The organism is Paenibacillus pinisoli (assembly GCF_003605435.1).
In the GTDB taxonomy this organism is placed as follows: Bacteria; Bacillota; Bacilli; order Paenibacillales; family Paenibacillaceae; genus Pristimantibacillus; species Pristimantibacillus pinisoli.
Genome location: NZ_QXQB01000002.1, coordinates 159,489 through 172,579, shown reverse-complemented (window position 1 = coordinate 172,579; position 13,091 = coordinate 159,489). Strand labels below are relative to the sequence as shown.

The 13,091-nt window shown below is 47.1% G+C and carries 14 protein-coding genes and 5 tRNA genes; 15 read left to right on the top strand and 4 right to left on the bottom strand.

What is annotated here, in order from left to right; genetic code table 11:
* The first annotated feature begins 43 nt into the window (after window positions 1-43).
* The 3 genes from D3P09_RS08340 (at window position 44) to D3P09_RS08330 (ending at window position 3,590) form a co-directional block, all read left to right on the top strand.
* Window positions 44-610 (top strand): thioredoxin family protein, encoded by a 567-nt coding sequence (locus D3P09_RS08340; RefSeq protein WP_120108898.1) that lies wholly within the window; start codon window positions 44-46, stop codon window positions 608-610.
* A 3-nt stretch (window positions 611-613) separates the two neighbouring features.
* Complete coding sequence (locus D3P09_RS08335; protein WP_120108896.1) at window positions 614-1,258, top strand: MBL fold metallo-hydrolase; 645 nt, start codon at window positions 614-616, stop codon at window positions 1,256-1,258.
* A gap of 88 nt (window positions 1,259-1,346) precedes the next feature.
* Window positions 1,347-3,590, top strand: a complete 2,244-nt coding sequence (locus tag D3P09_RS08330; RefSeq protein ID WP_207892464.1) for a Tex family protein — start codon at window positions 1,347-1,349, stop codon at window positions 3,588-3,590.
* Between the two features lie 78 nt (window positions 3,591-3,668).
* Here D3P09_RS08330 and D3P09_RS08325 read toward each other — a convergent pair whose 3' ends face one another.
* The gene (locus D3P09_RS08325; RefSeq protein ID WP_120108894.1) at window positions 3,669-4,226 is read right to left on the bottom strand and encodes a GNAT family N-acetyltransferase; all 558 of its coding nucleotides are present in this window, start codon (window positions 4,224-4,226) and stop codon (window positions 3,669-3,671) included.
* Between the two features lie 235 nt (window positions 4,227-4,461).
* Here D3P09_RS08325 and D3P09_RS08320 point away from each other — a divergent pair, with 235 nt between their 5' ends.
* Window positions 4,462-5,115 carry a nitroreductase family protein gene (locus D3P09_RS08320; RefSeq protein ID WP_120108892.1) on the top strand — a complete coding sequence of 218 codons (654 nt, stop codon included), beginning with the start codon at window positions 4,462-4,464 and terminating at the stop codon, window positions 5,113-5,115.
* A 119-nt stretch (window positions 5,116-5,234) separates the two neighbouring features.
* Here D3P09_RS08320 and cmpA read toward each other — a convergent pair whose 3' ends face one another.
* Complete coding sequence (gene cmpA / locus D3P09_RS08315) at window positions 5,235-5,378, bottom strand: cortex morphogenetic protein CmpA (protein WP_120108890.1); 144 nt, start codon at window positions 5,376-5,378, stop codon at window positions 5,235-5,237.
* Window positions 5,379-5,460: 82 nt separating this feature from the next.
* A complete protein-coding gene (locus D3P09_RS08310) occupies window positions 5,461-5,823 on the bottom strand; it encodes a hydrolase/acyltransferase (protein WP_120108888.1) in 363 nt (120 codons plus the stop codon).
* 115 nt (window positions 5,824-5,938) lie between these two features.
* Between D3P09_RS08310 and D3P09_RS08305 the strand changes: the two genes are divergently transcribed.
* The 9 genes from D3P09_RS08305 (at window position 5,939) to D3P09_RS08265 (ending at window position 10,308) form a co-directional block, all read left to right on the top strand.
* Window positions 5,939-6,418 carry a SprT family protein gene (locus D3P09_RS08305; protein ID WP_120108886.1) on the top strand — a complete coding sequence of 160 codons (480 nt, stop codon included), beginning with the start codon at window positions 5,939-5,941 and terminating at the stop codon, window positions 6,416-6,418.
* 25 nt (window positions 6,419-6,443) lie between these two features.
* A tRNA-Asn gene (locus D3P09_RS08300) sits at window positions 6,444-6,519 on the top strand.
* A gap of 5 nt (window positions 6,520-6,524) precedes the next feature.
* Window positions 6,525-6,615: transfer RNA gene (locus tag D3P09_RS08295), tRNA-Ser, on the top strand.
* Between the two features lie 163 nt (window positions 6,616-6,778).
* Window positions 6,779-6,853, top strand: a tRNA-Glu gene (locus D3P09_RS08290).
* Window positions 6,854-6,898: 45 nt separating this feature from the next.
* Window positions 6,899-6,974 (top strand) — tRNA-Lys (locus tag D3P09_RS08285).
* Window positions 6,975-7,032: 58 nt separating this feature from the next.
* Window positions 7,033-7,115: transfer RNA gene (locus D3P09_RS08280), tRNA-Leu, on the top strand.
* 215 nt (window positions 7,116-7,330) lie between these two features.
* Entirely contained in the window at window positions 7,331-8,320 is a 990-nt protein-coding gene (locus tag D3P09_RS08275) for a copper amine oxidase N-terminal domain-containing protein (RefSeq protein WP_165867355.1), read from the top strand.
* A 53-nt stretch (window positions 8,321-8,373) separates the two neighbouring features.
* Entirely contained in the window at window positions 8,374-9,045 is a 672-nt protein-coding gene (locus tag D3P09_RS08270) for a hypothetical protein (RefSeq protein WP_120108883.1), read from the top strand.
* Between the two features lie 141 nt (window positions 9,046-9,186).
* Window positions 9,187-10,308: a tetratricopeptide repeat protein gene (locus D3P09_RS08265; protein ID WP_120108881.1), complete on the top strand. Its 1,122-nt coding sequence runs from the start codon at window positions 9,187-9,189 to the stop codon at window positions 10,306-10,308.
* A gap of 566 nt (window positions 10,309-10,874) precedes the next feature.
* Here the strand turns inward: D3P09_RS08265 and D3P09_RS08260 are convergent.
* Window positions 10,875-11,474 (bottom strand): acetylglutamate kinase, encoded by a 600-nt coding sequence (locus D3P09_RS08260; protein ID WP_243643982.1) that lies wholly within the window; start codon window positions 11,472-11,474, stop codon window positions 10,875-10,877.
* A gap of 247 nt (window positions 11,475-11,721) precedes the next feature.
* Here D3P09_RS08260 and D3P09_RS08255 point away from each other — a divergent pair, with 247 nt between their 5' ends.
* Both D3P09_RS08255 and D3P09_RS08250 read left to right on the top strand, forming a co-directional pair.
* Window positions 11,722-12,546 (top strand): MerR family transcriptional regulator, encoded by an 825-nt coding sequence (locus D3P09_RS08255; protein ID WP_120108880.1) that lies wholly within the window; start codon window positions 11,722-11,724, stop codon window positions 12,544-12,546.
* 112 nt (window positions 12,547-12,658) lie between these two features.
* Entirely contained in the window at window positions 12,659-13,087 is a 429-nt protein-coding gene (locus tag D3P09_RS08250; protein WP_120108878.1) for an NfeD family protein, read from the top strand.
* Window positions 13,088-13,091 lie beyond the last annotated feature (4 nt).

Genomic DNA, 13,091 nt, shown 5'->3' with positions numbered 1-13,091 from the left:
GACAGACTCAGCTTATACACATGATAACGAAAGAGGGATACATATGAGCAAAAGCGTAGCAACTAAACTCGGGAAGGGCATTAGCCCTCAGCAGTTCGTTGACGGCATGACGAAGAACAAGGAGGCGTTCATCGGCTGGATGGAGCAGTTCAACTGGCCTTCCGCAGAAGACCGCCAATTCTTTGAATCACTGAATAACCGCGACGACCTGAGATGCTTGATTCTGATGGCCGACTGGTGCGGCGATGTCGTTCGCAATATTCCGGTCGTATTCGGAGCGCTGGAAGTAAGCGGCATTCCTACAGAAGTGCTCATTATGGAAGAGAATCTGGATACAATGGATGAATTCCTGACGATGGGAGGCCGTTCCGTGCCAATCGTCATCTTCGCAGATGAGAGCGGCAATGTCCTTGGTCAATGGGGCCCTCGTCCGGCTTATGTGCAGGAGCCGATGGTGGCGTTCAAGAAGGCGAATCCGGATCGCGAAGCGGCGGATTATCAAGACAACCTGGCTGTTACGCGTCAGGAGATTATGCGTCGCTATGGTGAAGGCCCAGGCTATCAAGCCGACGTCGTAAGAGAGCTGCGCGAATTGCTGGAGTCGTTGTAAGCGATGAGCGGCGTACAGTTCAAAGTAGAGACGTTCACGCTAGGTCCCTTGCAGACGAATGCTTATCTATTGACGGTCTCGGATGGAGATGGGGAGCGGGGCTTCATTATTGATCCAGGCATGAACCCGCGACGCTTGCTGGAGCGCATCCAGGGAGTGAAGATTGAAGCGATTGTGCTGACACACGCGCACTTCGACCATATGGGCGGCGTTGATGAAGCGAGAAAGGCAGCGGGCTGTCCGGTTTATATTCATGATCTGGAGGCGGATTGGCTGACCGATCCGCGCAAGAACGGATCGATGCGCTGGCAGGATGTGACGCCCCCGTTATCGACGGATGCGGCGGAATATGCGCTGGACGAGGGGCAGAAGCTGGAGCTGATCGGCCATACCTTCCGAGTGATGCATACGCCAGGGCACTCGCCGGGAAGCGTCAGCTTGCTGTGCGGCAGCCATCTGTTCTCGGGCGACGTGCTCTTCAGGCAATCGGTTGGCAGAACGGATCTGCCAGGCGGCAAGGAGAGGGATCTATACGATTCCATCCGGAACAAGCTCTATGTGCTTGATCCTGAGACGACGGTCTACCCTGGACATGGCGGCAGAACGACGATTGGATTTGAGAAGGCGAACAATCCCTATACGGCTTAACGACGGAAGCATTTCTGATAGGCGAGAAGGCCTTTTCGGGAATGCTTCTTTAGGCTTGCCGAATCGAAGCAAAGGATGGTGCTGAAGAATGGCAGACGCGACAAAATGGCCGGCAGGCGAAACCTTGGAGGAGCAGGGCGGCAAATCTAAGCTAACAGCGGAAGAGAAGGAAGTGGAAAGCTCCCGTATTATCTCAGGCATTGCAGCTCAATTATCAATCCCGCTGACGAAAGTGAAGTCGGCTGTATCTTTGCTGGATGAAGGGAATACAATACCGTTCATCGCCCGCTACCGCAAGGAGATGACTGGCGAGCTGGATGAAAACGATCTAAGATCGATTGAAGAGAAGCTGCAATATATGCGTAATCTGGAAGAACGCAAGCGCGAGGTTATCCGGCTCATTGATGAGCAAGGCAAGCTGACAGATGCGCTTCGCACATCGATCCAAGGCGCAGCCAAGCTGCAAGAGGTTGAGGACTTGTACCGGCCGTACCGGCAGAAGCGCAAGACGAGAGCCAGTGTGGCAAAGGAGCGGGGGCTGGAGCCGCTTGCATTATGGCTGTGGTCGCAGCCGCGCCAAGGCGATCCGCTTGCCGAGGCAGCCCGCTATGTGAGCGAAGAGAAGGGCGTGCCGACGGCGCAGGATGCGCTGCAAGGCGCTAGCGATATCTTGGCGGAGAATATTGCCGACGATGCAGCCATTCGGTCATGGGTACGCAAATTCACATTCGACCAGTCGCTGCTGCGCACGGAGGCGAAGGATGCAAACGCGGAATCGGTCTACGAGATGTATTATCAGTATCAGGAGCCGGTACGCAAGCTGCCGCCGCACCGGATACTGGCCATCAATCGCGGCGAACGCGAGGAGGTGCTGCGTGTCTCGTTTGATACGCCGGTTGACCGAGTGCATGAGCATATCAAGCGCAAGCTGCTTCGCGGCGGCACGGCTCCTGTCGTGCGAGAGGTGCTGGAAGCGCTGATCGAAGACGCCTACAAGCGTCTGATTGCTCCATCGATTGAACGTGAGGTGCGAGGCGAGCTGACGGAGAAAGCCGAAGAGCATGCCATTACCATTTTCTCCGAAAACCTGCGGAACCTGCTTCTGCAGCCGCCAGTGCGAGGCCATGTCGTACTGGGCGTCGATCCGGCTTTCCGGACAGGCTGCAAGCTGGCTGTCATTGATGATACAGGAAAGCTGCTGGATGTTGCGGTCTGTTACCCGACACCGCCGAATAATAAGGTGGCTGAGGCAGAAAAGCTGATTAACGGCCTGATTGATCAATATAAAGCAGAGCTCATTGTTATTGGCAATGGAACGGCATCCCGCGAGACGGAGCAGTTCATCGCCAGTCTGATCGCCAAGCGAAAGCAAGCCGGTCTGAAATATATTATCGTCAATGAGGCGGGGGCATCGGTCTATTCGGCGTCCAAGCTGGCGCAGGAAGAGTTCCCTAAGCTGGATGTTGCGGAGCGCAGCGCCGTATCGATTGCCAGACGATTGCAGGACCCGCTGGCAGAGCTGGTCAAGATTGAACCAAAGGCGATTGGCGTTGGACAATATCAGCATGATGTAACGCAGAAGCGTCTGGACGAATCGCTTGGCGGCGTCGTGGAATCCGCGGTTAACCATGTCGGAGTGGACGTGAATACGGCATCGGCTTCGCTGCTGTCCTATGTAGCGGGAATTAATGCTACGCTTGCGAAGAACATTGTCAAATACCGTGAAGAGAACGGACGCTTCACAAAGCGGCAAGAGCTTCAGAAGGTCCCAAGGCTCGGCGCCAAATCCTATGAGCAATGCATCGGCTTCCTGCGCATTCCTGACGGCAGGAACGCGCTTGACCGTACGCCGATTCACCCTGAGTCCTATGAGGTAGTAGACGGTCTGTTAAAGGAGCTGGGGCTCAAAGCGGATCAAATCGGTACAGAAGCGGCCCGCGAGCGGCTGCTTGACTTGGATGCGCCGCAGCTGGCAGAGAAGCTTAGCGTTGGCGTGCCGACGCTGCGGGATATTATAGACAGCTTGCTGAAGCCGGGACGCGACCCGCGCGAGGAGCTGCCTGCGCCAATCTTCCATACGGATGTCCTGCAAATTGAGGACTTGTCTCCAGGCATGGAGCTGCAAGGCACGGTGCGCAACGTGATTGATTTCGGCGCATTCGTCGATATCGGCATCAAGAATGACGGACTTGTCCATATCTCCCAATTAAGCGACAAATTCGTCAAGCATCCGATGGATGTGGTATCGGTGGGCGATACGGTAACGGTGTGGGTGCTAAGTGTGGACCTTAAGAAAGGCCGAGTAAGCCTGACGATGAAGAAGCCGGATTAAGCGTATAGAAGATATGCCTTGTATGCAGAACAAAAGGACAGCCGTTTATGGCTGTCCTTTTTGTAATTGAGGTTGTATTTATCCGTTCAGCGTGCTGTGCCTGGCATCAAATTCCGATCTGAGCAATCCGTAGAGGAGCTCGTCATGCCGCTCTCCCTGCGTGAAGATCATGCTTCTTAGCCGTCCCTCAAGCGTAAACCCCAGACGCTCCTGAAGCCGTATGGAGCCCTCGTTGAAGCTGTAGACGCTTGCGACGGCTTTCTCATAACGAAGCTCATGGAAGTAGTAACGCAGCAGAAGCAGAATCGCTTCGAACGCATAGCCCTTGCGCCAATGGACGCGGAAGATGGCAACACCGTATTTGAATGTTCCGTGCCGACTGTCGCAGCTATGAGCGTTGATGGAACCGACAAGCTCGCCAGCAGCATCTTCGATTGCCAGCATGATGGAATCCCCCGTTGCCCCTTTGGCGGCCGTCTCTTCAGCCCATTGCCTGGCGGCTGGCCCGGATCTGGGGAAGTAGATGGCGTCGGATGTACGGGCGCTTTCCGTATCCTGATCGTTGAGGTGAAATTGGGACCAGTCTTCGGCAATTATAGCTCTCAGCCTAACGGTTGTACCCTGCCAGCAGTTCATCAGCAATCCTCCTTTACCGTATGTTACTGCTTACCATACTATAAGAGAATGTGCCAAGTCTTGCTTATAAGCGTTTATTACAATGTTTTATTAAAGAGCCGGTTAGATTGAAAAAATCGATTGGTAATGATAAGTAAGTTAATTGACAAACGATCGTAAAACGAATTATACTGTGATTGAAAAAGTTACAGTTTGAACCTTACAAATAGAAAATAGGATTTGGGGAGGAATTATAATGTCAACAGAATTAAAGGTGGAGAACGCGACGGATGCTTCGTTCATCGAGGTGCTGAAGAGCCGTCGTTCGGTACGCAAATACGATAGCAGCGCAGTAATAACGGACAGCGAAATTATTGAATTGCTAGAGGTGGCTACGCTAGCTCCATCGTCGTCTAATATGCAGCCGTGGAGGTTTTTCGTTGTAACGGATGCGGAGCTGAAGCAGAAGCTTGTGCCTATTGCGAATAACCAACAACAAGTGGGCGAAGCATCGGCTATCGTATTAATTCTGGCTGACCTGGAGATGTATAAGCTGGCTGGCCCGATCTATGAGGCTTCATTCGAAGCTGGATATATGACTGAGGAAATTAAAAACCGCATGGTTGAAAACTCCACGAAGCTGTATTCCTCTCTGCCTGCCGAGCGCTTGAAAGAAATTGCCATATTCGATACGGGTCTGGTGGCCATGCAGCTGATGCTGGCTGCTCGAGCGAAAGGATATGACACTGTGCCGATGGGCGGTTACAATCGTGAGGAAGCAGCAAAGCTGCTTGGCGTGCCTGAGCGTTATCTGCCTACGCTTATGCTGCCTATTGGCAAAGCAGCGGCGCCGGGCCACCCGACTACACGATTGCCGATCGAGCAAGTGGCGTTCTTTAATCGCATGTAAGTATTTTTGCAGATCAACAAACCCGGCATCTCCTTATGGAGGCCGGGTTTTGTTCTTCCGCTGCCGCGGAATTCATCTGCACGCGATACGATGCGAAGCCGATGTATGGATGGGGGTCATTATTGCATGACCGAACCGCTGTCGTGTTCCTTTGGACCTTGCTTGGTGCGGTAGAAATACCAGCAATCGTTCAGCAGCTTGATCTGCCGGCGGTCCTTCTGCTGGAATGCGCGCATCAGTTGGTTGCACAGCCACTGCGGCATACGCATCGTCCTCCTTCCGGGCCTAACCTGTTGTTCTATTACCATATGGCGGAGGGCGAATGTCCGTGCAGGTCCAACCGAATTAGCCTAGCTGTTCTTCCTCATATTCCTCGTACCATTGCTCCAGCTGAGCTTGCAGGGCACGAATTTCAGTCAGAAGCGAGATGAGCGGGTACGATTTTTCTTCGACTCCGGCAAAATCCTTCTCCAGACCGTTGATGTACTGGAGTCCTCCGATAATGGTGACAGTAGTGTCGTGAAGATCGACGTTGTCGCATTCCGCAAGCGCGTATGGCAGGCTTGGCACACGGTCTGCGGTCAGCTTATCGATTTCTTTATGGAGACGCAGATTCAGCGCGCTCAGCTGGTACGCGTGAGATGCCGGCATCTCGACGAAGGACAGGGTATCCTTTTCTTTCATTAATACATAACGCATGGTAGCCATGATGGTGTAGCTCTCCCCTCAGTTTGCTGCTCATTTCTTGCAACGTATCATCATTCCTACTTGACAGTGTAGCTTATTCTCGCGTTAAAATTCAAGTAGTTGGGGGAGGCTAAGTATGGATAATCAAGCTTTGCAGCAGTGGGTAGAGCGGGTATCGATGGAGTCGTTCGGCAGACCGTTCCTGCACCAGGCTGCGTTCAACGGAAGGCTGAAAGCGACAGGAGGGCGGTATTTCACAAGGTCCCACAATATCGAGATCAGTCCGCATCAGCTTGCTGCTTTCGGTATCGAGGAAACAGAGAAGATCATTAAGCATGAGCTATGCCATTATCATCTTCATTTGATGAAACGGGGGTACCGGCATCGGGATGCCGATTTCAAGACGCTGCTTGCGCATGTGGGGGGCTCCAGGTATTGCAATACGCTTCCTGAACGGTCAGGAGGAGGGGCTAATCCATACAAATACAAGCTCATATGCGTGCGTTGCGGCACGGAATACTTGCGGAAACGGAAAGTCGATCCTGCCCGGTATGCATGTGGAAAATGCAGGGGGAAATTGAAGCTGTTTTTGCTTGACAAGCAAGACGGGCCATGATAAATTATAAAAGTCACTTTAATATTCCCTGATAGCTCAGTTGGTAGAGCACTCGACTGTTAATCGAGTTGTCACAGGTTCGAGTCCTGTTCGGGGAGCCAATTATGGAGAAGTACCCAAGTGGCTCAAGGGGACCCTCTGCTAAGGGGTTAGACTGCGTAAGTGGTGCGAGGGTTCGAATCCCTCCTTCTCCGCCACATTTTTTTTAGGACTCATGAGTAAGGAGGCCGAGCATCGGTCTTTTTTTTGCCCCAATGGGGGGAATGGGGAACCTCGAAAAAAAGTGCTTGCAATATAGATGACAAGTTGTTATAATCATTCTTGTCGCAAAAACGCGAAGGCAGTAAATTTGCAACATATGGCCCGTTGGTCAAGGGGTTAAGACACCTCCCTTTCACGGAGGTAACAGGGGTTCGAATCCCCTACGGGTCACCAACCATCCTCTAAGAAGCAGCTCTTATGAGTTCGTTTCCGTCATGAGAGCCATTAGCTCAGTTGGTAGAGCACCTGACTTTTAATCAGGGTGTCGAAGGTTCGAGTCCTTCATGGCTCACCAGTTTTCTTTCATCCCTCGAAGGCAGCTGGCATTGAAGGATAGGTACAATTTCATATGTGCGGTAGTGGTGGAATGGCAGACACGCTATCTTGAGGGGGTAGTGGGTGTATACCCGTGGAGGTTCGAGTCCTCTCTACCGCATAAATCAGAAAACCCTTGTTTATCAAGGGTTTTCTTCGTTTTTAGTGAGACCGCTTTTCAATTAGTCTTATCGACTAACTGAAAAGCGGTTTTTTTTATGCGATTTTTCGATTTAATAATTATATTACTACACTATAATTTACAATAAATCCCTGGACCCCAAATGTCGAATTATGTTAGTGTTGTGGGAAATATATCCTTGGAGGAATGTGGAAGTGAAGAAATCAGTTTTAGTTGTACTTGTAGTAGCACTAACGTTAATTTTTCCATTGAACGTTTTTGCCTCTGTTCAAATTCAACGTCCTGTTTATGTAGAAGGGAAGAGAATTGCTTTTGATATATCTCCTATTGTAGAGAAAGGGACTACCTTAGTTCAAATAAGACCGTTATACGAAGCTTTAGGGCTTACATTATCTTTTGATCCTAAAACTAGAGAAGTAAAGGGTGGAAATGATAAGTATGAAGTAGTATTGACGCTTGGAAGTGATCTTGCAAAAGTAAATGGTAAAGAGCACAAGCTGGAATTAGCACCGAGAACAATCAAAGGCCATACAATGGTTCCTTTACGATTTGTTGCTGAATCTGTAGGAAATAGCGTCTATGTAAATACTGATACAAAGAGAATATTTATCGGTGTTTTTATGACTTACCTTAAGGATAAGTATTTTGATATGTCTTGGGGATTATCTAAGGAGGAAGTTAGCAAGATAAACAAAAATGATCATAATGAATTGCTATATGAGAATAACAAATTCTTATTTTATGATACCGAGTTTAGTCTAGCTTCGAAAAAAAACATGGTACCGGCCAATAAAATTTATTCTTTTGAAGGAAATAAATTAAGCGGAGCTATAGTGAAATTTAATTCCTCTGATGATTTTGATGAACAATATAGTACGTATACCCAAGTCATTTATGATTTGAACAATTTATATAGAACAAGCTCTATATATCCGTATGATAAGTACTGGATAGAAGGTGATTCCATAGAAAGAGCATATAGAGAAGTGTATAAGGATGACAGAATGAAGATGTATGAAATGGCCGTTAGAAGTGGCGATCTAGTTTTTATTTGCCCATTTGACTTTGCAGATACTGAATTAGCTCTATTTTTGCAAAATAAGGGAACTTTCAGCAAACCTGAATATGAAGTATCGATTATGTATGAACAAAACAAAGAATTTTTTAATCAAATTTCGAATTAGGCAGAATTACGCATCTGAATAAGTATGGAAAAGTACTATGAGGAGGAAAAGCAATGAATGAAAAAAATGCTATAGCCAAAATTATTTTATGGATCGGGATCCTTCAAATTCTTTTGGGTTTTATCACGGCATTCACACAGGATCTTTTTAATCCTGTGACGTGGATTGTTTCTTCTACAATATTGGGTATGTTGATTATTGGGTTTTCTGAAATTATTAATTTACTCGCAAAGATAAATGCTTCGCTAAATAATAACAACAGCATTGTAATTGAAAGAAATGATCGGCAAGCAGCGATGCCAACTGCTCAGTCAGCTGCTCCTATTGCAGCTTCAACAGCTGCTCCAATAGCATCTCCTGTTGCTTCCCATTCAACAACGGCTGCACAAGCACAAGGGGATGCGGCGCATAACAATGTCCGAGTAGCCGGGCATGTAAAAGGTGATTATAAAAGCTTGAGTGTATTTGTTGAAACCCCAGCAACCCTGCAGATTTCTAAAGCGGCTTTTAGCGTGGAGTCGATAACCGAGACGATTATAAATCTGCCTGTTAGCAATATTGTGTCTTGCTCATTGTCGAGCAGCTCTGAAGTTGTTATTGTGTTTCATGATGAACATGAAATTCAGAAGAGATTGTATTTTGGAATCAAAACCAGTGCAAGAAATGTAAAAGAGGAAGCTGCAAAACTAATGAACATTATCAATGCCTTCATGAATAGTAACTAAATCAATCCATTTTATAAGCCCTTGCAAATGCAGGGGCTTTTTTCTATTTTTGATTCTATAGACCTATATTAAACGTTTATGGTAGTATGATAAAAACCTAGAGGGAATAAATTACATACGACGGATGAGGGTCATCTAATCATGACAAAGTACCATAAATATATAAACTCTGAAGCATTGGGCAAAGGCGCCAGTGCCTATACAGAGGGGTTGGATGAAAGAAAGGCTAAGAAGCTTGGGTTAGGTATTTTAAGGGTTTCGTTTGCGCTAATTGTAATTCTGATCATACTTGGCATTGCTTATATCATGGACAAACCTTATAAAAGGTATGATCAGGCCAAATCGCTTATGGAAAATTATGAGTTTGAACAAGCGATGGATATATTTTGGGGGATAAGGGACATTAAAGATTCAAGTGTCATGATGGAAGAAAACAAATATAAATTAGCGATATCCTACCTGGAGAACAAAGATTTTGAAACCTCGATAAAGCTGTTCAAAGAGTTGAAGGGTTATGCGAACAGTGCTTATTTCATCAATATTGCGAAGTATTCTCAAGCTAAAGCTTATGTATTAGAGGGACAGTACAACAAAGCATTAAAATTGGTAGAAGAGATAGCAAAATCTGAAGGTACGGACAATATTCTTGCGGATATTTATTTCCATCTTGCCGAAAATTATTTTAAAGACAGAATATATAAGGAAGCGCTCCATTATTTGAATTTGGTTTCGCCCCAAAATGAGGCTGTAAAAGAACTGCGTACAATGACAAATTATGAGTTAGGCTGGAATGCCTTGATCGATAAAGACTATAGCGGAGCTATCTTCTATTTCAATGAAATTGATGCCGGCTATGAAGATGTGAGCGAGCGGATAACCGAGGCAAATTATAAACTTGCCATTCAATTTTATGAGGAAGGCAAATTTTTGCGTGCTAGAACTATTTTTCAACAGCTTAATGGATACAAAGAATCGGAGAAGTATCTAGAGGATGTATTATTTCTTGATAGCTTTACAGGAACGTGGGTAAGCAAACCGAATTACTATAAGATCATCATTGCAGGTTGGGATATATATATTTATTTTGAACGTAGTTACTCTACTGAAAAGAATTTATTTGATAGTAAGCTGACTAGAAAAGGCAACCGCTTATCTACACCCCACGAAGATTATTATATAAAAGACGGGAAATTGTATGAGGAAAATATTTATGAAACAAAGGTTTATACGAAAGAAAGCATATCTACATATGTTCCGAAATAATCATGCTAAGAATGTAAACATTTTTTATAGACATCCATAACCATCAACTCCAAATGTCCATGGGCTAACATGTGAGTGAGGTGGAGCAGATGGATCTAAGCGGCGATAAGGTGAAGATCAGAGCACTCCATTCTGGAGAAGGAATACTACGGGGGTTAATGGGTGAAATCAAGCTTGCCGTGACGAAATTTGTACAGGAAGATTAGAAAATTATTGATTCTAAAATGGTCACCTGGTGCTTAAAATAGAGATTAGAGAGCGACGGCCATCGCTCTCTGTTCAAGACATGGTGAGGCGGCATGTCCTCCGAATGTCGTGGAAGAAAATGACTCGTCAGGCCATCAACCAATGGCGAGTTATTTTCGTTTCAAGTAGCTGAGCAGTGCAAGAAGAAAAGTACCAAGCATGATGACTTCCACAGTTGTATACGTCATTCGGCATCTCTCCTTTCATGGGAGGAAATGCCACTTCATGCGTCTATACTTCATAATTATGGATTTTTTATGAAACTAGAACAATATTTTTAGCCGTGGGGACGGTTCCCCACGGCTTTTGTATGAATCGGCTTAATGAAAGGCTGAGGGGAACTGTCGGATAATGCCGTGAGTCATCATATCCGCCATCTCTAATGCTTGCGACTCGATTTGATCGCTTAAGGCAATATTTTGTTCGTAGTTGCCTGCAAGGCGAGTCGACGCTTCTTCGGCGGTAAGCTTCAGATGCTCATAGAGCATTCTCTTCCATTCTTGCTCGGACCAATAAGGATTGATCTGGCTTAGAAATAATGCCAGCGCATCCGCATTCGCATGCCACCTCTTGTTCAATTCATTTGCTTCAGCAGTATTACCTGCTTGCAGCGCCTTGACAAGCTGCGCGGCAATAACCAGATGATCCGTAAAAAGCTGGCTGAATCTAGCGGCTGCGGCTGTTCCGTATAATGGCTCCAGTAGCGCTGCAAAATCCTTTGGGTTGCGCAAGAGCCGTTCGGTCGTGAGCTTCTCATCAGGCAGCCGGCCGGCGATACTGTTAATTGTCAGCCGCGTCCAGAAAACATGCTGCTCCCATAGCGTCCTTATATTTTGATCCAGATCAACCATTGCCGGTGTCCATGTGTGCGGGTGGCTTTGCCTGCCATAATAATATTGAAGCGGGTAATATCCGTACATGAGGTCAAACGCACGCTCCTTTTAGATGTATAGAATAGTGTATAGGCGAAGGGCCAATATGGTGCATCGATTCGCTTGTACCCAGATAGAATATGATCGCCAAAATTTCATTTATATGGTAGGATGATTCTGGCATAAATATTGTCAAAAAATAAAAAGGGCAGTGAATGCCCTTTTTTAATTATTTTTGTTGACACTTCCGTTACGTAAGAGTGTACATTGGCTCGTGAAAGGGGATGGAGACGCCATGAAGATGAAAGAAGTATGCAAGCACACGGGCCTGACAGAACGCACGATCCGCTATTATGTCGAGGAGGGGCTCGTCTCGCCGGAGGTTTCGGTGCGTAACGGGCGGGAATATCGCGAGTATTCGGCGAAGGATGTGGAGGAGCTGAATACGATCGCCGGACTTCGGAAGCTGTTTTTTACCATTGATGAGATTAAGGACATGCAGCTGCAGCCGGAACGCATTGGGGAGATACTCTCGGCGTATAAGCTGAAGCTGGCTAATGACGCCAAGGCGAAAGCGGCGATTGTGGAAGCGTTGAATGGGATTGCCCCCGGCGAGCTGCGTGATGTGGCAAGCATAGCAAGCAAGCTGAAGGATATGTCCGAGAAGCTGCCGCTGCCGCAGCGCGATATTAATCCGAACTTTGGAAAATTTGAAACAGGTACGAAAGCGGAACGAGAGCAGGAATACAGCCGATTCGTCGAACGGCAGGCGAAGCAATTCAAGAGGGGAAAAGTGATTGTTTACACGATCGCGATTTTGAATATAGCCATGGCCCTTTTCTCATTTATTTTGAGTTTCAATATACTAACGCTCATCGTACAGGTTGTGCTTGCGGTCTGCTTGATTGTAGGCGTAACATGGGTACGCTATTTGTTCGCTGTCGGTGCAGCTATGGCCGTATTCTTAAGTGTGCAGCTGCTTGTTATGAGCGTAAGTGAAGGATTAATAGGTTTTATTATCTATACGTTATGTTTAATTGTTTACTCTGGAATAAGCAGCTTCCTTCTCTTCAAGAGCGAGGCAGTGAGTGAATTCCTGTATGCGCAGAAGAATGGTTGACACTCTCTTATGGAGAGTGTTTTTTTTCTGTTTTTTTCGACATTTCCCGGGGAATTAAGCAGGTCTTAGCTGCTTATGTGCCGAATACACTTATTTGAAGGGGAGGGATAAGATGGACCTGTGGTTAATTTGGCTCATTATAGCCGGAGTGCTAATTGTAGTTGAAATGCTTACGCTGACCTTTTATCTCTTATGGCTTGGCGTAGGCGCTTTGGCCGCGGCAATTGTCGATGTTATTTACCCCGATGCTTTGCTGCTGGAAGTGATTGTCGGATGTATCGTCGCCTTGCTGCTCACCGTGTTCACCAAGCCGCTAACCAAGCGGTTCCAAGTCGGAAAAGGGTTTCGGGATGCTGTGGATGAATTGGTCGGCATGCAAGGAACTGTGCTGGAGCCGATCGATCCCGACACGCCGGGCATCGTGAAGATCGGCAGCGAGACTTGGAGCGCCAAATCGAGCGAGACGATCAGTAAAGGCGAGACGATCATTGTCATCAGCCGGGGCAGTGCCTTTTTGCAAGTCAACAAATGGGGAGGTTAGAACG